Genomic DNA, 22,447 nt, shown 5'->3' with positions numbered 1-22,447 from the left:
TAAGTAATACTTATATAAATATTAAAAATGATAATTTTACATAGGTAATCATGATATCTATATTTAAAGTATAGCAAAATAGGAGGAGAAAATAATTGGAACAAGCAAAAGAAACAAAAGATTCGTTTATCTTTATAATGATAGCCATTTTTCTAGGGAATTTTATAGCCATGTTAAATTCAGGCACAGTAAACGTTGCACTTCCGAAGATCATGAACGATCTGCATTCGGGTATAAATACCGCTCAATGGGTAGTAACAGGATTTTTGCTGGCCATAGGAATTATTGCTCCCGTTACGGGCTACCTCGGAAACAAAATCGGCTACAAAAATTTATATGTATATGCCTTGATCGGATTAACCGCTTCTTCTGCACTATGCGGGCTTTCATGGAACATGGGTTCATTAATTATTTTTCGTTTCTTGCAAGGTTTTAGTTCAGGTTTGATTCAAATATCGACCATGACTATTATTTTCCAATCCGTGAATAAAGAAAAGCAATCGATGGCAACCAGTTTATGGACGGTATCCCTGATGGTTGCTCCCGCAATCGGTCCGACCTTGGGTGGAATTTTAACCCATTCCCTTGGTTGGAAAGCGTTGTTTTTCGCCAATGTTCCATTCGGAATCATAGCCGCTTTATTTGCTTATTTTTTTATTCCTGCAAGAGAAGGGTCAAAAGAGGTTTCACTTGATTTCATGGGGCTGCTTACGGTTGTAGTCGGTAATGTTTCTTTGTTGATGTATTTTACAAAAGGGGCTGACTTAGGCTGGCTTTCTGTAACGGCTTTGTCTTTGTTATTTTTAGGCGTAGTTGGGATAGCCGCATTTATATGGAGGGAATTGACGGCCAAAGAACCCTTATTGAATATCCGAGTTTTTAAATATGCAAAATTCTCATGGGGAATGGTCATAAATTGCCTTATTTCTGTAGGATTGTATTCCAGTGTTTTTTTGGTCCCGATCTTTATGGAAGAAGCACAGGGAGAGTCTTCATTTACAGCAGGGATGATCATGCTGCCAGGGGCTTTATTTATGATTATAGTTACCCTTATAGGCGGTAAACTGCAGGAGAAAATAGATTCTTTCTGGTTAGTGCTGTTCGGGGGATGTTTGCTGAGTCTTGCTACGTGGGAATTCAGCCGGTTAAACATGGACTCCTCCTTGGTTTATATTACTTTTTGGATGGTTATTCGTTATATAGGGATAGGGCTTGCGGCTTCTCCGGCAATGAGCATTTCGATGAGTGTGATTCCGCGGGAAAACGCCGGTCATGCATCAACGATATCCAACTGGCTGCGCCAGGCGATGGCTGCCTTAGCCATTGCAATCTTCAGCTCTATTTTGGCCGCAAGGACACAAACACATCTCCTTGCATTAAGCGGAGAGAAAACAGGTGAGGCGCTGAAACGCTTTGCATTGGTTTATGCAACCAACGATACGTTTCTTGTGGGTACCTTCGTCACCATCATGGCCATTCCGCTTTCGCTGCTTTTGAAGCAAAAGAAATCCAAAAGCTCCAAGGAGAATCTTGCAACGGCAGAGAGAAAACCTGTAATGAAGTGAACCCAACAAAAGGAGACGGCTCTTGGCCCGCCCCCGTCTGATGGAGACCTCTAACCTGTCGGCCTAGCCGGGCAGAGCAATACCGTTTTCGCAGCTGCGGGGGCAGACGGTTTAATAGCGGGTAAAAAGCTTCCGGAGGGAAAAAGTCGAATTTTTTATACGCCCACAAATGTAAGATAAAATTGAATGATAAGTTGATTATGTTAGGATTAGAATAGAAAGAAGTAACCCGACCAAGCTAACAACTGTGGCGGGTTACTTCTTTTTTCGTTCGATATAGGTCAGCAGCGCTACAACAAATGCAGCAAAAGTGGTTACATCGGCAAAAGAGAAGTTCATACACATCACCTCCAAGCAAAAAAACTCCCCAAATCCTAGGGGAGTTTTTTTGCTGTAGCGGTAACTTGAGTTTTAAGATTAACGTTTAATCCCTACCGTCACAATTTCGCAAGGACCAACCGGAAGGGTCAGGCTGCCGTCATTCGCAGGCTGGAGCGCTTCGCCCTGCTCCTCCAGAATGTTGCTCTTGTAGCCGGAGCCTTTCAATGGCTTGAAGGCAAAAGACAATTCCGCGCTGCTGCTGTCCATGTTGTACCAGCGGAACATCAGGTCGCCGGATTCCTCGCTCACTTTCAGCGAAGAGAAAGCCAGCTCCTGGCCGTTCCAGGCCAAAGGCGCATAGTCAGGCGTTACGCTGCCCGCATGCACGCCGGTTTGGGCTGCCGTCCAAGGAATCTGGAACTGGTACGCTTCGGCATAGGCGCCGGAACGAACGCCGTCGCCATCATGCGGAATGACTTCCATGTGTACGGTATGGTCGCCGAGGCACTGCGCCTCCGGCGTTGGGAACAGGCCCCAGTCGCCAAGCTCGCCCGTAGCGCGAAGCAGCGTTACGGCAATCGTGTTGCGGCCGTCGCGCAGAACCTCGTATTCGTTAAGGCCCAGGTTGGCAACGGTAAGACCGGCGCCCGCTTCGCTGACATCTACAAAAGCCTGCTGGTGCTGCGTATTGCTTGGATTTTCCCATTCTTCGGCAGGTACCGTATCCCGTTTGGCGATTTCAAACATGGAATCGACATGGTGAACGTTCGCCTGCAGGTCCGCCGGGAACAAAGCCCGCAGACGGTGATCCTTAGCCTGGTTGTTAAAGGAAGTTTCGATCGAAACGCCTTTGCCATTTTTGCTCAAGGAAACAATCGTACGGAGCGTAAAAGGAATCAGCTCTGTGGAGCGCTGCGCCTTGCGGTTCGGATACCAGATCAGCTCGCGCTGTTCCTGGTCCAGCTTCTCATCCGCGGACGCCGGGATCTCCCAATGATGCACGATTTCCACGGAAGCGCGGTAAGGCGTATCCTCGATCACGTTAATGTCGGCTTTCAAGCCGCGCGTGGTCAGCGCTTCTTCGCCGTCCGGCTGACGGAACATGTATTCGTTGCCGATGTCGCCGACATTCTCGTAAACGCCGAGATCGCGGTATACGCGGCCGGTTTGTTTGTCGGTCAAAGCGAAGGAGCCGTTGTCCGCAATCTCCACTTTAAGTTTGCCGTTCTCCAGTGTGCGGCTGTCCGCAAACAGAGAAGCTTTGGCAGATGCGGATGCAGATGCCGCGGCGGAGCTGCGTACCCAAGCAAACGTTTTAAGCCCGAGCGCAGGCACGTTAGCCGCTTCGAAGGTAAGGCGCACACGGCGGCAGCTGTAAGGCTGGCGGAATTTGTCGTCCGGCAGATCGTAGCCGAACAGCAGTCCCAGGTCTTCCACCGTGCAAGGAATTACGTTGCCTTCGGCGTCGACCAGCACGCGGCCGGACAAATCCACGCTGCTCATGCGGCGGGTGGTTTCTTCCAGGCCAAGATTTTCACGGAAGTAAAGACGGGCAGCATCCACCTCAACGGAGATTACGCCGCTGCGGTCCCAACCGGAGGTATTGAACGCTACCAAAGGCACCGGATCTTCGCCGTATTTGCTGAACACAGTCGTATCGACCGCATCTGCAATCGTCCGTTTGCTGTCGTCGATAATCGTTTCGGTCACGTGACGGCTCTTGTCGAAGCGGGTCACCATCTCGCGGTGCACCTCATCGACGCTGCAGCCGCAAATGCTGTCGTGCGGGTGGTTTTGCATCAGCGTTTTCCACGCATAAGTAAACGTGTGATGCGGGTAAGGTTTACCGAGCAGGTCGGCCAGGGAGGCCAGCGGCTCGGCGACTTTTTCCAGCAGGGCTTGGCCCTTCTGGTTCATTTGTTTCAGGTAAATCCGCGCGGACGCGGTATTGACGAGTGTTCCCCAGCCGTCGGTGCGCTGGCTGCGCAGCTCGCCTCTAACGCTGGAAAGCTCGCGGTCTACCGCTTGTTCTACAGCGTTAATATAATCCGGGAAGTTGGAGTGGATGAACTCCACGTCCGGGTACAGCTTTTTCGCGGTTTCGATCGCTTCCGGCAGATCCAGCTGCACCGGCTGATGGTCAACGCCGTTCATGAACAACAGCTCGCCGGTGGAGGCGTATTTCTCCGCGTCGGCCAGCTTACGCTCCCAGTAAGCTTTCGCTTCCTGCTCGTCTACCGGCACCTCGTTGCCGTTGGAATACCAGTTGGCGAACAAAATGCCGAGCACTTTGGAGCCGTCCGGTCCTTCCCAGATCAGCTCGGAGAACGAAGACTCGTAGCCGCTGTCCGAAACCATGTTGTTAAAGCCTGTCGGCTTCACGCCGCGGCCGAAAAATACGTTGTTAATGCCGGACTGCTTCATCAGCTGCGGCGTTTGGCCCGTCAATCCGAACGTATCCGGATAATAGCCGACTTTCGCTGGGCTTCCGTAACGTTTGGCGTCATGATGGCCGACCTGCATATTGCGCACGTTGGCTTCGCTGCTGGTCAGGAATGCATCCTGCAAAATATACCAAGGACCGATGATGATCCGGCCGTCTTTGATATGTTTCTCCAGACGTTCGCGCTGCTCCGGACGAACCTGGAGATAATCCTCCAGGATGATGGTTTGGCCGTCCATGTAAAAGCTTTTAAACTCGGTACCCGCATCCAGTTTGTCCAGCAGGGAATCCACCAGGCTGATCAGCCGCATGTGGTGTTTCTCATAAGGTAAATACCATTCCCGGTCCCAGTGCGTGTGGGAAATGATATGGGCTTTTTTCTTGCTCATAACTGCTCCTCCTCTATACCAAAACTTCCAAAACTGCTTGTTCCTATACTAACCCAACCGGTTCAGGGAACCAATTATAAGATTCCGACATAAGGGCCGCCCGGATGTCGCAGGGCTCCATGTTACAGGCCCGTATCCCATCGGGGCGGCAGTTTGACGTTTATAGCTTACCTTTATCGAGTCAAAGCTTAGCCCTCGGTAGCAATGTTCACTTCTTCCGGCCGGTAGACGGCCGTGATCCGGCCTTCAAGGTCGGTCGCAAACAACACGCTGCGGTCGCTCTCCAGCGTAAAGCTGTAGATCTTGCCGGTCGCCGCGTCTTTGATCTTCACGTCGGCGTCCCAGCCAAACTCGGAGACAAAGACGAACAGGCCGCCGTTTGCAAACGTAAGCTTGCGTCCGTACACGCCCGGCAGATCGCCGGCGGACAGCCATTCCATATCGCGCTCCACGTCCGCTACCTCGGCCGCATAGCGGTACAGCTCGGCGATCGGTTCATCCCGTCCGTTCAGCTCCAGCGGCAGCGGGCTCCAGATCAGACGACCTTTGCCGAGCGGCAGGTCCATCACGCGGTCCACGCGTTTGCTGGCGGCATCGGCGGAAGCGGCGGCAAGGCTTTCCTTCGCCACTTCGGCGATGCGGCGGTGCCCATAGGATACCGGCAGCATTTTGCCGCCGAAGCCGAGCATTTCCTCGCGGCGGACGTTGCCCAGCACGCGTTCGCCCAGCAGGGCGTCTGCGCGGTCCGTCGGACGCCAGTAAGCGTCCAGACCCAGCGGACCCGTGACGAGAAGCGTGGCGCCCGAGTCGCGGACGATGTCCAGCAGGCGTTCCAGTGCCGCGCTGTCCAGGTTATGCGCGCTTGGCAGCAGGATCAGCTTCGGCGGAGTAGCAGCCAGATCGTCCAGATGGTATTCGGACGCCCCGCGGCTTGCCAGCTTCAAATCATAAGTCAAAATCCGGATCGTACGGGTCGTGGATTCAAACGCCAGCTTCCGGTTGGAGAAGTCGTTTGAATACGGGAAGACTACCGCAATCTCCTCAAGCTCGCGGTCCGTGAACAAATCGCGGGCTGCGGCGATAAACCGTCCGAAATCATAAGAAACATCCGCTTCCGGTTTCTCCGTTCCATCCGCGCGCAGGGCGCCGATGTGGGATTCGTTGGCGTTATCCATATAGAAGTTGGTGTTCCAGATCCAATGGATAGCGCCTGCTCCGCCTGTGGAGAAAGCATAAGCATATTTGCGCTCCAGAATATTCCGCAGCTCCGCTTCCGACCGTTTGGCGCGGCCGTCCGGCGTTTCCACGTACATGATACCGGTCTCCTGAATCAGGTTCGGTTTGTTTGGCGTCTTCGCGAACACGCCGTCCCAAACGAGATAATCGTTCAGCCACCAGGAGTGAACCGTCGTATAGTCAACCGCTTCCTCATAGAAAAACGGCGACGGACGCTGCGCGCCGAGCGCTTCGTCCTGCCCGACGACCACCAGATGCTCCGGACACAGGTCTTTAATAGTCGCCACAAGCTGCTTGGCCCACACATTGTGCATCTCCATGGAGAATAGGCAATAGTCCAGCCAGCGTGTTCCCTTCTTGGCCCGGTGCATATCCTGAACGTCGAAGTTGATTTCCTCCGGCTCCGGAATCGTAACGGACGCAAAGTCCGGCAGCTGCTTCGGCGACATGTTCCAGGCCGCCTGCAGATCTTCGATCCGGACGTGACGCTGCTCCAGCCATTTCACGAAAGCTTCGCGCTCAAACGGATCGCGCGCGGAACGCGGGCCGTCCGAGAAGATGCGCGGCGGATCGAACATCGACGGTTCGTTGATCAAATCCCAATCCACATGCGTCGTTGCCGTATGACGGCTGACGATGGCGCGGATAAACCGCTTTTGCGCTTCCACGCTTTGCGGATCGAGGTATGGGTTAACCCCTTCCCACGTTTCAGGCGTGAAGGAGAAGAAAGTAAACGTTACTTGAAGGCCGTGGCGTTTCGCCGTCAGTAAGAAAGCGTCGATCGCCCGCAGCACTTCCTCCGACACATGGCCGTCAACCTGCATAATATTGCGGTAAGCCGTCCAGACGCCGGTGCGGATCCAGTTGATGCCGGCTTTCGCCATTTGGGCCATGTCGCGGTCCCAAACCTCCACGTTCGGCAGAAACAGGAATTTCCGGGCCACGTCGGAGGTCATGTAGGTCATGCCCACGACCGGCAGTGGCCGTCCGTCCTTTACAAAATAGTCCCGGCTGCGCGTAATCGGCGTGCCTTCGGCCAGCAGAGCGTCATCGCGGCCCCAGAAGCCCTGGCGCAGCACGCGTACTTCGCCGTCCGGCCCTTCGGCGCGGAGCTCGGCATGGTACAGGCCGGCACGGATAGCCAGCGGCACCGGCAGGCGTACAAAATTCTGCTCGCCGGTCACGGAGGCCTGGAAGCCGTGGCTCCAGCCTTCCGCCTCTGCGCTGCCTTCACCTTCAGCTTCGTTTTCCGGCCGTACGCTCAGCTCGAAGCTCCACAGCTCCGGCGCAGCCTTGCGCTCATTGCCGCGCTGCAAAATTTGCGTCTGCAATGTCAGCGTAACCGGCTCGCCCGGCGCATAGGAAGCATAATTCGGCTTCAAGCTCAGCTCGGTTACGCCTTTGGCACAAAACGCGGCCCAGCCTGCCAGCCTCTCCGCTCCGCCCTGCTTCCAGAAGGAGGCGGTCAGCGGCAGGCCGATGAACATCCAGCGCGAACCCGCGAAGGTAACCCGCGAGTTCTCCCACAAAATGACCGGAGCGGCAATTTCGCGCCCTTCCGCGCTGATCCCTTTGAGCAGCGGATAAATCTGCGTGCTCATCGGGCCTGCGGAGCCCATTTGCTCCGGCAGGTCGCTGCTGCGCGTCGTATGTGGAACCAGGTTCCAGCTGTCCGCCGCTTCAAACAGGGACTCGGACCCTGCCAGCACGGGCACCGTGTCCAAGGCTTTCAAAGCCGTGATCTTGGAGCCGTCCACCGGCAGCGCCTCATGAATATACAGCTCCTGATGGTAAGCCGTTTGCGGCTGCTCGGCTGCCCACTGCCCCTGCTCCTTGCGGACAGGCTGCTTAAACGGCGCGCCGCCCGCGTTGATCAGGCTTCCGCCTCTGTGCAGGAAAGCTGCGATCTCCGTCCAGGCCGCTTTCGGAAAATACGGCGCATGCAGGTTCACGAAACATCCGTTATCCAATCCGCGCAGCGCCTCAGCCAAACCTTCGGCCGTAACCGTCCGCACGCCCTCAAAAGCGTCAAAAGCTCCCTGAGCCGGCAGGGAGCCGGCTGCAGGAAACTCTGCATCAAACAAAATGACGATATTCCGGTCCATGCTCATAGCAAACCGTCCTTCATCGCTTTATAGACAAGCTGGGAGAACAAGCTGTTCGACCAGGCAAACCATTTTCTCGTAAAAATCGTCGGATCGTCCGCATGGAAACCTTCATGCATAAAGCCGGTGTCCGCATCGGTCGCTTCGAGCATCGCGATCATCTGCAGCTTCTCTTCCGCCGTTTGCGCCGTAATGCCCTGCATGGAAAGCGCCATATGCCAGATGTAATCCTCCGGCGTATGCGGGCTTCCAATGCCTTTGGCTACTTTGCCTTCGTAGTAGAACGGATTCTCTTTGCTCAGCGCAAAACGTCTTGTATTTTGATAAATCGGATCGTCGGAAGTAGTGTAGCCCAGGTAAGGAATGGACATCAAACCAGGTGTACCGGCGTCGTCCATCAGACAGTAGTTGCCGAAGCCGTCGGTTTCGTAAGCGTAAATCGGACCGAATTCCGGATGACGGTAAATACCGTACAGCTGAATGCCGTGGTTGACTTCGATTTCAAGCTCTTTAAGCTCGGCCAGCAGATCCATGTCGCGGAACACCCATTCGGCAAATTCCTGCATCTGGCGCAAAGCTACGACCGCAAACATGTTGCCCGGCACGTTATAGTGGAAATCGCACGCGTCGTCGCTGGAACGGAAGCCCGACCAGATCATGCCCGTGTAGTTGACCGGCATCCCAAGACCGTTGTTGCGCAGGGAATCGGTCAGAATTCCGTTGTTGCGCGTAAAGCGGTACGGGGATTTTTCAAAGTGATGCTGCTCGGTTTTGAACAGATCGACGATCGTACGGATCGCTTTCTTGAAGTTCGCGTCAAAAATATCCGTCAGCTCGGTTTCTTTCCAATACTGGTAAGCCAGGCGGACCACAAAACACAGCGAGTCGATTTCGAATTTGCGCTCCCACACCCATGGGGACATTTCCGTCACGTCCGTCGTGTTCCAGTGCCAGTCGTTGGCCGATTCGTTAAACGCATTGGCGTAAGGGTCGATCAGGACGTAATTCACATGGCGTTTGATCAGGCCGCTGATAATGCGCTGCAGGTCTTTGTCCTCTTTGGCAAAAGGGACATAATGAATGACCTGCTCGACGGAGTCGCGCAGCCAGGAAGCCGGGATATCGCCTGTGATAACGAAAGTGGTGCCGTCTTCCATCAATTTTGTAGTCGTTTCCAGCGTGTTCGGAAAACAGTTTTTAAACAGTTGAAGCAGCTTGGGCCGGTGGGCCAGCTTCTCTTCCGCTTCGCGGATCACTTCCTGGATAGCCTGCGGCAGCTCCAGCTTGGGCATCGGGATTTTAGGCAGTCTGAATTGTTCCAAGTGAATTACGCTCCTTTGCTTTTAAAAAAGTTTGAAAAATGAGGGGAGGAACCGGCCTTCGCCGGCCTCCTCCGTTTTTGGGCTTGCTTATCTTATTTCGCAGCTTTATCTCGCTGCTTCATCTCGCTGCTCTATCTCGCTGCTTCAATCCACAGCAAGTTTTATTGCTTTATTCTCTAGCCTTTTAATCGTGCTACTTCAGCAGCACGGTTTTGATTTCGTAAGGGGCAAAAGAAAGCGAAAGCTTCCCTTCCTCCGTTTGCAATTCCTCCACCTGCTCTTCCAGAGCGTTGGACAGGTAGACTTTGGTGTTACCGGAAGCCAGCGGCCCTTGCAGACTGATCTGCTCGCGTCCGCCGGAAGATTCGTAGAAACGCAGGATCGTGCCGTTTCCGTCTTCCGCCGCTTTCACCGTATCCAGCACCACATGGGAGCTTTCGAAGGCGATCAGCGATCCGGCGGACGGACGGGAACCAGCCTTACCGGCTTCAAGCTGAAGCACAGGCATTTCCAGGTTCAGCTCGGCGGCATGGCGGACAATATGGCTGGTACGCCAGTCGCCTTCATGCGGAAGCAGCGAATACGTAAAATCATGCTCCCCAAGGTCGGCCTGGACGTCCGGCCATTTCGGCGCGCGCAGCAGGGACAAACGGATCGTGCTGCCCTGCACGTCATAGCCGTATTTGCAGTCGTTCAGCAGGGAGACGCCGTAGCCGAATTCGGAGACGTCGACAAAACGGTGTCCGCAAACCTCGTATTGCGCCTGCTCCCAGCTAGTGTTCCGGTGCGTCACGCGTTCAAGCGATCCGAAGGGAATTTCGTAGGTGGCTTTTTCGGTCAGCACCTCTACCGGGAAACCCACCTTCAGCAGCTTGTGCGCTTCGTTCCAGCTGACATGCGTTTTGAAGTCGATCCGGCGGTTCTGATGGTACAAGATAACGTCCTGCGAAATCTCGGAATTTCCGATTTTCCAGCGGAAACGGAGCACGTCTTTCGTTTGCCCCGCCAGCACCAGCCGTTTCTCCAGCAGCTCGGCTTCGCCGGCCCGCTGCTTCTCGTAACGGGTGTCGATATCCCAAGCGTCCCAAAGCGTCGGACGGTCATGGAAGAAATGGAACCGGTTCGCCGCTTCGCCCGGCTTGACGATTTCGCGCCCGGCCTGTTTGTCGAACAGGCTTACGATTTCGCCGCGCCCGTTAAAGCGTACGGAATAGAAATCCGTTTCCCACGTATCGTTCAGCTCGGAAGGACGTGCGGCCTTGGCCGGATCATTAGCCGTATTGGCGGAAACCTCAGCAGAAGCCGCAGCAGCCCCTGCCTTCACCCAGAAGGTTTTGTAGCCGAAGGCCGGCACTTCCGGAACGTAGACGGTCAATCCGCCTTCCTCGTGGTCTGCTTCAAGCGGCTGGCCGGATTCGTCGCAAACGGCATAACCGGACGCGTCAGTGGCAGCTTCCAGCTCTGCAAGCTCAACGCGGACCGCCGCGCTGCGGCTCCAGCCGAAGCTGTTGAACACCGCGTAAGGCGTGCCTTCAGGCTGCCTGGACGTGTCGATGCCGGAAGCGAGGGCCGTAAGGCCTTCCTGCAGACCGGCCTGCCCTTTTTCAAAAACTTCCACGTATTCCTTATCCGAAGTCTCGTAAGATTCGGTGATGGCGGAGCCCGGAATAATGTCGTGGAACTGGTTCAGCAAAATCAGCTTCCAGCCCTCGTGCAAGGCCGTTAAGGCCTGCTTGCGGCTATTTCCTTCCTGCGCCGGACGGGCCAACTCGTTCCACAGCTCCGCTTCGCGGTACAGCACCTCGGCTTTACGGTTGCTGCGCTTGTTGCGGGCATGCGTGGTATAGGTGCCGCGATGCAGCTCCAGGTATAAATCGCCGTGCCAGGCCGGCAGCTCCGGATTCGCGGCGCTGATGCCCTCGAAGAACTGCTTGGCCGTGCTGTAGCGGCTGACCGGCTGGCCGACCATCAGCTCGGAACGGTCCAGGTATTCCAGCATCTCGCGGGTGACCCCGCCGCCGCCGTCGCCGTGTCCGTAGAGGAGCATCTGCTCGTTGTGGACGGCTTTTTCCCGGTAGGACTGCCAGTGGTCGCGAATATCCTTCGGCGTAGTATGTTCATTAACTCCGTGATTCAGGTAAGACAGCAGCGGCGTGCCGTCGATGCCGACCCAATGGAACAAGTCGTAAGGGAACACGTTCGTGTCGTTCCAGCCCAGCTTGGTGGTCATGAAATAATCCACTTTGCCGTGCTTCAGGATTTGCGGCAGGGACGCGCAGTAGCCGAACGTATCCGGCAGCCACTCGATGTTCGACGTTTGGCCGAACTCCTGCTGGTAGAAACGCTGACCGTAAAACATCTGCCGGATCAGCGATTCGCCGCTCGGCAGGTTGAGGTCGGGTTCGACCCACATGCCGCCGACCAGCTCCCAGCGCCCTTCGGCAATCCGTTTCTTCACCCGTTCGAACAGCTCGGGGTCGTTCTCTTTCAGGAAAGCGAACAGCAGCGGCTGGCTTTGGGAATACCGGTATTCCGGATATTCGTCCATCAGCCGGTCCACCGTCGAGAAGGTGCGGCTCGTCTTGCGGACCGTCTCGCGCACCGGCCACAGCCAGGCGATGTCGATATGCGACTGGCCGACCATATGCTCAATACCTTCGGCGTTGCCGCCTACCTCTTGAACCTCCTGCTTCAGCTTCCCTTCTATTTCAGCAACCGATGCGCCTTCGCGCACGGCTGATTCATCCAAATTCACGAACCGGTCCATCGCCCGGTACAGCGCTTCTTTCAGGCGGACGCCGCGGAAATCGTCTGCGGACAGCAGAACCAGGGAATCGCGGACCACCGTGGCGGTATACATCAAGCTCCGCACGGCATGGTTGGGCCGTACCAGCAGGCTTGTGACCGACGTAATCGGCGGCTGGATCACCGCCTGGCGGTTCAGCGGATCCACGGGCTCCGGCACCGGATCAAACAGCTCGATCTCCAGTTCGGGAGTTTCCCCTACTTTAGCGGGGTCAAGCGTAACGTAAGTGTGATTGCGGTCCAGCCCCTGGAAGGAAACGCCGTTGACGCGGAGCAGTCCTTCCCCGCCGGAAGTAAAAACAAGTCCGTAAGGCTCCTTCCGCCATTCGGCCGGAACCTCCAGGGTTGTTCTGAAGAAGTAGGTCGTACCCTGCTTGCTTGGGAAAAAATCCAGCCCCTCTCCTTCCGGATAAGGCGCAAAGTTCTCATATTCTCCCGGCAGCTTGTAATACGATTTCGTAATGCTCCAGCTGCGAAGCTCCTTTTGCTCCAGCCACTGGCGGTCTGCCAGCTCGCGGATAAAACGTCTGATACGTTCCATTATTCAGCCTCCCGAACGGTTAACTCGCAGCTAACCGTGTCATTTACGTGTCTTCCGACATGGATGCGGAATCGTCCAGGTTCAACCTCCGGCTTCAGATTACGGCCGATATACTGCAGCTGCTCCGCACCGATCTCAAAGCTTACCGTCTTAGTTTCGGCGGGCTCCAGGGCCACTTTGGCAAAACCCTTCAGCTCCATGAAAGGACGGCTGACGGCGCTGACGGCGTCGGAAATGTACAGCTGCACGACTTCCGAGCCGGCCATGTTCCCCGTATTGGTCACATCAACGGTTACGACCGCTGATTCGGCGGCCGTGATCCGAGTCCGGCTGATCCGCAGGTGGTCATAAGCAAAGGTGGTGTAGCTCAGTCCGTATCCGAACGGGTAACGCGGTTTGGAGTCCTCCTCCAAATACCGTTTGCCGCGGGAACGTTTGCCGTTGTAATAAACCGGCAGCTGGCCCACATGCTTCGGAATGGAGACCGTCAGACGACCGGACGGGTTGACGTCGCCGAATAAAACGCGGGCAATCGCATGTCCGCCCTCCTGTCCCGGATACCAGGCTTCCAGAATAGCGTCTGCATGCTCGTCTACCCAAGGCTCGGCAATCGGACGGCCGTTGATATAAACCACGATCAGCCGTTTGCCAAGCTTGCGGATCTCCTGCATGAGCTCCAGCTGGACACCTGCCAGACCAAGCGTCATGCGGTCGATGCCTTCGCCGCACTCCATATCGTTCCACGAGTCGTCCGTCACCTTGGACGCTCCCGTCTTCAGATCGATAGTACCTTCGCCGAAATCGCGGGCGCTTGAGCCGCCCATGACCAGAATAACCGTTTCCGCTTCTTCGGCACAGGCCAAAGCGGTCTCGAAGCCTTCTCTGGAATCCCCTTTAATCCGGCATCCCGGCGCATATAACACGTGTCTATTTTCATTCTGCAATCTGGCCTGAATTCCTTTTAAAACCGTAGCAACTTTTTCGGAAGGCTGCGGCGAAGTGTAATCGCCGAGCTGGTTATAGCCGTGATCGGCGTTGGGGCCGATGACAGCAATTTTGCCGCTGCTGGGAGCGAGCGGCAAAGTTTGATTTTCATTTTTCAAAAGAATAATGCCTTCCTCCGCCAGCCGCTGCGCCAAAGCTTTATGCTCCGCACTGCCGATCACCTGCTCGGCCCGCTGCGGATCGACGTAAGGTTTCTCGAACAAACCTAATTTGAATTTAAGCGTCAGCACGCGGAGCACGGCGCGGTCCAGCACTTCTTCCGCCAGCTTGCCTTCGCGGGCCGCCTGAAGCAGATAACTGCCGAACATGGCACCGGACATTTCCATGTCGATGCCCGCTTCAATCGCCTGAACGGACGCGTCCAGGCCATCCTCGGCCACGTCGTGGCCCGAAGCCAGCATGTCGATCGCGCCGCAGTCGGTGATGACCATGCCGTCAAAGCCCCACTGCTTGCGCAGCACGCCGTCCAGCAGCTCGGCATTAACCGTACACGGTACGCCGTCAATTTCGTTGTAAGCCGGCATGATGGAAGCCGCTCCGGCCTCCACCGCCTTCTTGAACGGATAAAGGTCCACCTCGAGCAGCTCGCGCCAGCCCATGTGAACCGGACCGGCGTTGCGTCCGCCCTCCGAGCTGCCATAGCCGACAAAATGCTTCAGCGTCGCAGCTACGCTGCTTTCGCTGTTCAGGCTTTCGCCCTGCAGCCCCTGAACGGAAGCTGCCGCAAATTCGCCGATCAGATAAGGATCTTCGGCGAAACATTCCTCCGTCCGTCCCCAGCGGGGGTCACGGACGACATCGAGCACCGGCGAATAAGTGACCGCGCCGCCTTGGGCGCGGGTCTCCGCCGCAACAGCCCGGCACATCTCGCGGTACAAATCCACGTTCCACGTGCTGCCGAGCAGCAGCGGAACCGGGAATACCGTACCATCGATGGCCATATGCCCGTGCGAGCATTCCTCCCCGATCAGGATCGGAATGCCTAAACGGGAATTTTCAACCGCATAGCGTTGAATTTGGTTGACGGCTTCGGCGCCTTCTTTGGCCGACAAGCCGTTCTCCAGCGTAACGCCGGTCCACGGGTCGGCGCGCAGCACCCCGTACAGGGAGCCGACGCCGCCATTTTTGACCTGCTCTTTAAAATCTTCGGTAAGCGCAATAGTGCCGCTCCGGTTCTCGTAAGTCTGCCAGCCGAAAGGCTGGACAAGCTGCCCAACCTTTTCCTCCACGTTCATCAGGCTGAGCAGATGCTCCGCCCGCTCTGCAGCGGGTAAGGCGGCGTCTTTATATTTCAGCATGCGTAGCCTCCTCCTCCCAATTTCTCTCTATGGTGAAGTTATGAGTTAACGTTTGAATGTATCTTTATTCCTTAACAGCGCCGACCGTCAAACCTTGCACGAAATAACGCTGGAAGAACGGATAAGCAAAAATAATAGGCAGCGTTGCAAGCACAACCATTGCCATACGGGACGTATCCTGCGGGATGGAGGACAAGGCCTGTATGCTGAGCGCGCCGTTCTGCGAGTTCTGCTGCAGGAACTGGATGCTGTTCTCGATCCGCATCAGCATCGACTGCAGCGGAACCAGATTCGGGTTGTCGATGTACAGCAAAGCGTTGAACCAGTCGTTCCAGTAACCGAGGGTACTGAAGAGACCGATGGTAGCGAGACCCGGCAGCGACAAAGGAAGCACGATCCGCAGGAAGATGTAGAAATCGCCCGCGCCGTCGATCCGGCCGGATTCGATGATCGCTTCAGGCACGCTGGTGCTGTAGAACGTTCTGAGAATCATGATGTAGAAGGCATTCATGGCCAGCGGAAGCACCAAAGCCCAAATCGTGTCTTTCATATGCAGCAATTGGGATACGACCATGTAAGTCGGAATCATGCCGCCGTTAAAGAGCATTGTGATGATGGCAAACACGGAAAAAAATCTGCGGTAGCGGAAGCTGGTCCGCGAAATGGCATAAGCGTAAAGCGAAATCAGCACCAAGCTGATGATGGTCCCCAGCACGGTAACCAGAATCGTCACCCCGTAAGAACGGAGCAGCGCGTCGCCCGTCTGGAAGACGAAGCGGTAAGCCTCCAAGCTCCATTTGGTTGGGAACAGGCGGTAGCCGTCGGTGGCCAGCGTTTTTTCATCCGTAAAGGAAATAATGACGACAAACAGAAAAGGAAAAACGCAGATAAAGGCAAACAGCCCTGCGATAATATTCAATACCACGTTCCAGCCGGTAGAAATGTTATGAAAATCTTTCGGTTTCTTGCGCGGAACTTCAGAAACATTTTGCGTATTGCTTGTAGCCACTTCAGCCATGATGTTCAAGCTCCTTTCAGCTTTAAATTAGAACAAGGCGCTTTCTTTGTCGACTTTGCGCACGATGAAGTTCGAAACGATAACCAGTACGAAGCCGACTACGGACTGATACAAACCTGCGGCTGTACTCATTCCAATTTCACCGGTCGTTTTGAGGCCGCGATAAACATAAGTATCGATAACGTTCGTTACGGAATACAGCGTACCCGAGTCGCGCGGAACCTGATAGAACAAACCGAAATCCGCGTAGAAGATGCGTCCGACCGCAAGCAGCGTCATGATGATAATGATCGGGGAAAGCATAGGAATCGTAATGTTGCGGATCTGCTGCCATTTGCTCGCGCCGTCAATCATGGCCGCTTCATACAGCGATTTGTCGATCCCCAGGATGGAAGCGAGATAAACGACGCTGTTGTAGCCGATCGACTTCCACAAGCTGACGAAGATCAGAATATAAGGCCAATATTTAGGATCGGAGTACCATTGGACTTTCTCCACGCCGAATGCGCCCAGGATTTGGTTAAGCATCCCGCGGTCCATACTCAGGAAGCTGAATGCAAAATAGCCGACGATTACCCAGGATAGGAAATACGGCAAAAACATGCCGGTCTGATACACTTTGGCCAACGTTTTCCCAACCAATTGCGACAAAAGGATCGCCATCGCCACAGACAAGACAAGTCCGATAAAAATAAACGCAATATTATAAAGCAGGGTATTCCGGGTAATGACCCAGGCATCGGTGCCGTTGAACAGGAACTTAAAGTTCTGCCAGCCTACCCATTCACTTTTGACGATACTGGCCCAGAAGCCTTCACGGTTAAAACGGTACTCTTTAAACGCAACTACCGTTCCCACTAGCGGAAGGTAGGAGAAGAAAAAGAACCAGATCGCGCCTGGCAGTACCATGAGCAGCATCACTTTGTTTCTAAGGATGTTTTTTAAAAATGTAGCCACTGACGTTCCCTCCCGAATGATGATGTAGATAATGTGAAAAAGGATCGGGCGCTAAGACCACCCGCCCGATCCTTCTCGAAAGCTTGATTACTGTTGTTCCGATTACTGCCGTTATAGCTTGGAATTGCTTAAACCATCTTATTTGCCGTTTGCGGCTCTCCATGCGTCGAGCTGGGTTTGAGCTTCAGCGATGATTTTATCAAGACCGGCTTCTTTAAACTTCTCGATGGCTTTAGGCAGATAAGTTTCAGGATCAACTGTACCGGTCATCAAGGAGGACCAGAATTGTTCCTTCACGTTTTGTACCGCAGCCATTTCCGTTGCTACCTTCGTGCTGTCAAAGTTGAAGCTCAGGATTGGAGAATCTTTACCTGTAGCGTTGAAGCTCTTGAATTGATCCCATTTGTCATCAGGATCCCCAGGGTTCAAGTAAAGCAGCATGTTGTTGCCAAGCGAATAAGAAGGCATGTCATAGTTTTTGGAATCCGGAAGGTTTTCGATATGAGTGTCATCGACCTTCTTGTAATGCACGCCTTCGATACCGGAGTCGACCATGTTGCGGAGCACCGGATCCGTGTTAAGCAGGTTCAGGAATTGCATCGCTTTGTCCGGATGTTCGGAGTTTGCGGAAATCGCCATAATCGAACCTTGTACGGAGTTGTTATTAATAATCGCATCGCTCGCCGGTGTCGAAACTACCGGATAGCCATAACTTGCGGACCACAGGTTATCGGCCAGCGGCTGGGTTTGCGCTTTGTCGGTAAACCAGTTGCCGGAAGTGGTCAGGTCATTGGTCGAACCGGTTGTTGCCGCTTCAGGCGCAATGTAGCCGGCTTGATAATATTTGTGCATCGTTGTCAAAGCCTGTTTCATTTCCGGAGTTTCCAGAACGTCTACGACTTTGTAGTCCGTTGTATCGAGCTTAACTGCCATTGGCAGGTTTTGTACGATGTAGTCGTAAGGAACAACCGGAAGGAAGTTTTTGTCCATGCCGAACGGAGTCACATTCGGTTCATTTGCCTTGATTGTTTTCAGAAGCGGCTCCAGGCTTTCCAGCGTGTTCACTTTGGAAATATCCAGCTTGTATTTGTCTACGAGGTTTTTGTTAAACCGCCAAACGTCTTGGTAAGGAAGTTCTTTGTTGGCCGGGATACCATAGTTATGACCGTCCACCTTGGAGCCTTCCAGGAACGCAGGGTCAATGGTGTCTTTAATGCCTTGACCGTATTGGTTGAGCAAATCGTCGATTTGCAGGAACGCGCCTTTTCTAGCGTTTTGAACATAATCGAAACCGCCGGAAGCCGTAAAGAGAATGTCCATCGGTTCGCCGGATGCTACGTTAACTTGCATCTTTTGAGCGTAATCGCCCCAGTCGATCATTTTCATCGTAATGGTGGCGCCGATTTTTTCTTGCGTGTACTTGCTTACTTCCGCCATAACTTTGTCTACGTCTTTTTGCGGCGTACCGATCGTGTACCAGATCAGGTTGACCGGCTTCTCGGAGCTGCCGCTGTTCGAGCCGGATGCGGAATTGCCGCTGTTTGCGCTGTTATTTCCGCCGCCGCAGGCACTCAATACAAAAGTCAGTGCCGTTAACATGGCAAGCGCGATGGAAAGTCTTTTTTTACTCTTTCCCATTTGTGGATCCTCCCCTTGTAAATGCTTTGTGTACTGCAGGTTCTCTCACTCTTCCAAAGCTTCCTCCGCCGGATAGGGTTATCTTTGTTTTTACTCCGGCATTTGCGAGTGCAATTGGCTAACCAAATGAACTACCTTAACCTTACCGGATGTAAGCATTCTCAAAAAGAAGATAAACTTAATAAATTCATGTACAAATTAAAGAAAAACGCGAGAATTGTAGAAAATTGTCACCGTTTTCTTAAAACGCTTACTTTTCCCGTCAGATTCATGTCTGACACCAAAAGATAAACCCAAAAACCCCCGGCCGAAAGACCGCCGGCTGCTGCTTCGGTTATCTTTCGACTGGGGGTTACTCCCTTATTCACGGAGTTGATAAAAAGATTTATTAAGCGTTATAAAGCTTTAAAATCCGTAGGCGAAATTCCCACGTATTTCTTGAACTGCTTGTAAAAATATCCGGTTTCCCAATACCCCACGTTCCTGGCGATCTCCTGCACCTTCAGGTTGGTGTGCTTCAGCTGGTATTTCGCTTTATCGATCCGGTATTTGTTGATATATTCGGCAAAAGATTCGCCCGTTTCCTTATGAAACAGCTGGCCTAGATAGACGGGGTGAATATGATACTGCGCTCCCAGCGTCTTCAGCGAAAGCTCGTCCCCGTAATGATCGTGTATGTGAGCCAGCACCTGGCTGACGACCGGATTTTTGCTGTCCTGCAGCAGGGAATCTACCGTGGCCCGGGCGACCTCCTGCAGCGCCTCAACAAGATCGTTAAAAGCCAGGCTGCGGCGGACCTTCTCCAGTCCTTTCCTGAAGATGTCGTCTTCCTCCGTATGGCGGATTTCCTCCAGCTCCATTTTGAACCGGACGACCAGCTCCAAAGCGCGGTTCTGCAAATCCTTCGGACTGATGCCCGCGCATTCTCTCATGTTCTCGAAATCAAGCGCGATTCTTTCGGCCAGGCCTTCTCCGTCGCGGGCGAGGATCAGCTTGACATACTCCGGCCACTGCAGCGGATTTTCCTGGCTTCTCCGGCGTTCATCCGTTTCCAGGCCCGAATAGTCCATTACCCTGCGGTCGGGATACACCATGAAATACTCCAGCGCCTGTTTCGCTTCCCGGTAGCTTGGTGCCGCTTCCTCCGGCCATTCTCCTACGCTGCCGATGCCGATCTGGACGGCGCGCTGCAGATCCGTAAGCTCGACGGAAAGCTGCTCAAGCAGGTCGATAAAGTCGCGTTTCCCTTCGGCCCAGCGCTCCATGGAGGCGATCAGCACCAGATCCCCGTCCACGTCCCGGAACAACGTTAGCCCCTGTTCCCCGGCTAATCTTCTGCGGATCCAGTCGAACACGTCCGGACCGCTCTCCACCGGCCGCATAACTGCCGTAGCCACATAAGGCCGGCTCAAAAAGAGGCCGAGCAGGTCGGCGCGCTCTTCAAACTCGGCCGCCGCGATCTGTCCGGTAAGCCAGCGGTACAACGTATTGTCCTTGATGATCTGGACATCAAACGCATCGTAAAGCTCTTCCGATTTGGAGCTGTCCAGCTTCTCCACGGCGATGCGGAGCGTCGACTCCAGCTCTTCGATATTGATCGGCTTCAGCAGGTAGTTTTCGATGCCCAGCTTCATGCCTTCTTTCAAATAATCAAACTCATTAAAGCCGCTGAGAATAATGACCTTCAGCTCCGGATGCAGCATCCGGGCTTCCCGGATCAGACGGAGCCCGTCCATGACCGGCATGGAGATGTCCGTGATCAGCACATCCACCGGCCTTGCCTTCAAAGCCTCCAGCGCCATTTTACCGTTCTCCGCTTGGCCAACGATTTCCAGACCAAAGGCGGGCCAATCCAGAATATCGTATAAACCTTCAATGATAAACGGCTCATCATCGACAATAAATACTTTATACATGCTCAGCCTCCACCTCCTCACGGTTCGGATAGTTGACCAGGATCGTTGTGCCTTCGCCCGGCGTGCTTCTGATCGTCAGGCCGTACTCGGAGCCGTAAAGAAATCTTAAACGGCTGTGCACGCTGCGCAGGCCGAACATTTTTCCCGTTTCCTCCGGTTTGTCCAGCTCCTCGCGAATTTCGGCCAAGCGCTCCGGTTCAATCCCTTTTCCGTTATCCCTGATTTCGGCCACAAGCGCGTCACCTTCGGCCCATACCCGTATCGACAGGAAATTGTCCGAGCGGTCTGTCCTGATGCCGTGCACAATGTAATTCTCGATAACGGGCTGCAAAGATAGCTTGGTCACCGTTTTGTTGTCAAGACTAGGGTCCGCGTCAATGGAATAATTAAACTTGTCCTTATAGCGGATACGGAACAGTTCCAGATACAACTGGCAGGACTCCAGTTCATCCTTCAGGGTGTAGGTTTTCTTCTGCTTGACCAGATTTTTGAACAGCACCGACAAGCTGTAGATCATTTCTCCTACGTCCCGGGCTCCCTGTGAAATCGCCCTCATCCGAATCACTTCAAGCGTATTGTATAAAAAATGCGGGCTGATCCGCGCCTGCAGCGCCATCAGCTCCGTTTCCTTCTGTTTGATTTCCGCCTTGTACACGCGTTCAATATACAAATTAAGCTCGTTCAGCATGTCGTTAAAGCTTCTGGAAATCTGCCCGAGTTCATCCTCATGGTTGTCTTCGATGCGGGCGGACAAGTCCCCGTTTTTCACCTTGCGGGTAAATTTAATGATCCGGTTGGTCCGGTTGGCAAAATTCATCACAAAGATCACCGGGATGCAAATCGCGAACAGGATACAAAAAGCGCCGATCAGGATGATCGTTTTTTTAATGCCCGAATAAGCTTGCGCGACCTCCGATTTCGGCACGGCACCGATCACCACATAACCGTCGTCCGCCGCTATCAGCTTATTGATATATAAACTCTGCCAGTTGCTCGCGGCCGCCGATTCCGAATTGTCATAAAGCGTGCCGTCAACATTGACGTAAGGGTATTTTTTTCCGTAATACTGGTCTTTGGAGTCGTAAAGCACCGTGCCTTCGGTGGATAGAACGACAATTTCGCCCTTCAGGCTTTTCTGATAACCCGACAAAGCGGACGAAATGCTCCTCGAATTCAAATATACGAGCATTTGGCCTGCGTTTTTCAGCGTTTGCCGGTTGTTGATCGGCACCCGGACAGCGTATAATGCCGGATCCATCTGGTTAACGGCCTTCCTGATCCAAAGGTTGGGGGCCGTAATGTTTTTCGTCTCCATGGCCATCACATCCGGAATGTACGAGTGCGTGAGCTGGGTCGAAGTTTGCTTGAATTGCTTGTTGGTATTAATGGACGTCAGCAGCTGACGGTCCGAGCTGTAGAGAATCAGGCTGACGAAATCAGGATTTTCGTCCATCAGGTTTTGAAAATACTGAAGCGCGTCGGTGGATGAATCGCTTGTTTCGTTATAGAACTGATCCATCCGGTGCTCCACATAATCCGAGTAAGTATGCTCCATCAGATAATTGATATTGGTGTATAAAATCTCATTTCGGTACATGTCGCGGACCGTGTTCTGTACGGCATCATAACGGGCTGAAATGTAACGGTTTACGCTTTCCATCGCCGCTTTCTGGCTGTCCAGCTCCCGGTTTACGATAGCTTGGGATAAAGATTTGAACATCAGGTAAGAGAGGGTGACGATCATGACCACCGCTATTCCCATAAAGAGCAGGAGCATGCGAAGAAAGAGATTGTTTTTGAAATAATTCCTGTAAATGTATCCGATCCTCATGCCCCAGCCTCCAAACCCGTAATAGGACTATTATAACATGTCCATGCCGAAAGCCGC

At 53.7% G+C, this 22,447-nt stretch carries 11 protein-coding genes; 1 reads left to right on the top strand and 10 read right to left on the bottom strand.

Annotation, left to right across the window (positions count from 1 at the left end; genetic code table 11):
• Positions 1 to 95 precede the first annotated feature (95 nt).
• On the top strand, positions 96 to 1,565 hold the full coding sequence (locus AC3ZPD_RS08310) for a DHA2 family efflux MFS transporter permease subunit (RefSeq protein WP_490983811.1): 1,470 nt from the start codon (positions 96 to 98) through the stop codon (positions 1,563 to 1,565).
• A 417-nt stretch (positions 1,566 to 1,982) separates the two neighbouring features.
• On the opposite strand, the gene AC3ZPD_RS08305 is transcribed toward AC3ZPD_RS08310, so the two are convergent.
• The 10 genes from AC3ZPD_RS08305 to AC3ZPD_RS08260 form a co-directional block, all read right to left on the bottom strand.
• On the bottom strand, positions 1,983 to 4,718 hold the full coding sequence (locus AC3ZPD_RS08305; RefSeq protein WP_490983810.1) for an alpha-mannosidase: 2,736 nt from the start codon (positions 4,716 to 4,718) through the stop codon (positions 1,983 to 1,985).
• Positions 4,719 to 4,906: 188 nt separating this feature from the next.
• Positions 4,907 to 8,059, bottom strand: a complete 3,153-nt coding sequence (locus AC3ZPD_RS08300; RefSeq protein ID WP_490983889.1) for a beta-galactosidase — start codon at positions 8,057 to 8,059, stop codon at positions 4,907 to 4,909.
• Positions 8,060 to 8,061: 2 nt separating this feature from the next.
• The gene (locus AC3ZPD_RS08295) at positions 8,062 to 9,381 is read right to left on the bottom strand and encodes a glycoside hydrolase family 125 protein (RefSeq protein WP_490983809.1); all 1,320 of its coding nucleotides are present in this window, start codon (positions 9,379 to 9,381) and stop codon (positions 8,062 to 8,064) included.
• A gap of 193 nt (positions 9,382 to 9,574) precedes the next feature.
• Complete coding sequence (locus AC3ZPD_RS08290; RefSeq protein ID WP_490983808.1) at positions 9,575 to 12,727, bottom strand: alpha-mannosidase; 3,153 nt, start codon at positions 12,725 to 12,727, stop codon at positions 9,575 to 9,577.
• Entirely contained in the window at positions 12,727 to 15,030 is a 2,304-nt protein-coding gene (locus AC3ZPD_RS08285; RefSeq protein WP_490983807.1) for a glycoside hydrolase family 3 N-terminal domain-containing protein, read from the bottom strand. The genes AC3ZPD_RS08290 and AC3ZPD_RS08285 overlap by 1 nt, the downstream gene beginning before the upstream one ends.
• Before the next feature lie 64 nt (positions 15,031 to 15,094).
• Complete coding sequence (locus AC3ZPD_RS08280; protein WP_490983806.1) at positions 15,095 to 16,048, bottom strand: carbohydrate ABC transporter permease; 954 nt, start codon at positions 16,046 to 16,048, stop codon at positions 15,095 to 15,097.
• A gap of 27 nt (positions 16,049 to 16,075) precedes the next feature.
• Entirely contained in the window at positions 16,076 to 16,966 is an 891-nt protein-coding gene (locus AC3ZPD_RS08275; protein WP_490983888.1) for an ABC transporter permease, read from the bottom strand.
• A 177-nt stretch (positions 16,967 to 17,143) separates the two neighbouring features.
• Complete coding sequence (locus AC3ZPD_RS08270; RefSeq protein ID WP_490983805.1) at positions 17,144 to 18,643, bottom strand: ABC transporter substrate-binding protein; 1,500 nt, start codon at positions 18,641 to 18,643, stop codon at positions 17,144 to 17,146.
• A 395-nt stretch (positions 18,644 to 19,038) separates the two neighbouring features.
• On the bottom strand, positions 19,039 to 20,559 hold the full coding sequence (locus AC3ZPD_RS08265; RefSeq protein WP_490983804.1) for a response regulator: 1,521 nt from the start codon (positions 20,557 to 20,559) through the stop codon (positions 19,039 to 19,041).
• Positions 20,552 to 22,390 carry a sensor histidine kinase gene (locus tag AC3ZPD_RS08260; protein WP_490983803.1) on the bottom strand — a complete coding sequence of 613 codons (1,839 nt, stop codon included), beginning with the start codon at positions 22,388 to 22,390 and terminating at the stop codon, positions 20,552 to 20,554. The genes AC3ZPD_RS08265 and AC3ZPD_RS08260 overlap by 8 nt, the downstream gene beginning before the upstream one ends.
• Positions 22,391 to 22,447: the final 57 nt, after the last annotated feature.

The organism is Paenibacillus mobilis (assembly GCF_058267595.1).
The sequence above is the reverse complement of the archived record's forward strand: the minus strand, read 5'-3'. Positions and strand labels throughout refer to the sequence as shown.

Bases quoted from the DNA above. Each gene is read 5' to 3' on its own strand.
- AC3ZPD_RS08260 (WP_490983803.1), bottom strand. From the start codon at position 22,390: ATGAGGATCGGATACATTTACAGGAATTATTTCAAAAACAATCTCTTT.
- AC3ZPD_RS08275 (WP_490983888.1), bottom strand. From the start codon at position 16,966: ATGCTGCTCATGGTACTGCCAGGCGCGATCTGGTTCTTTTTCTTCTCC.
- AC3ZPD_RS08280 (WP_490983806.1), bottom strand. From the start codon at position 16,048: ATGGCTGAAGTGGCTACAAGCAATACGCAAAATGTTTCTGAAGTTCCG.
- AC3ZPD_RS08305 (WP_490983810.1), bottom strand. From the start codon at position 4,718: ATGAGCAAGAAAAAAGCCCATATCATTTCCCACACGCACTGGGACCGG.
- AC3ZPD_RS08290 (WP_490983808.1), bottom strand. From the start codon at position 12,727: ATGGAACGTATCAGACGTTTTATCCGCGAGCTGGCAGACCGCCAGTGG.
- AC3ZPD_RS08285 (WP_490983807.1), bottom strand. From the start codon at position 15,030: ATGCTGAAATATAAAGACGCCGCCTTACCCGCTGCAGAGCGGGCGGAG.
- AC3ZPD_RS08300 (WP_490983889.1), bottom strand. From the start codon at position 8,059: ATGGACCGGAATATCGTCATTTTGTTTGATGCAGAGTTTCCTGCAGCC.
- AC3ZPD_RS08265 (WP_490983804.1), bottom strand. From the start codon at position 20,559: ATGTATAAAGTATTTATTGTCGATGATGAGCCGTTTATCATTGAAGGT.
- AC3ZPD_RS08270 (WP_490983805.1), bottom strand. From the start codon at position 18,643: ATGGGAAAGAGTAAAAAAAGACTTTCCATCGCGCTTGCCATGTTAACG.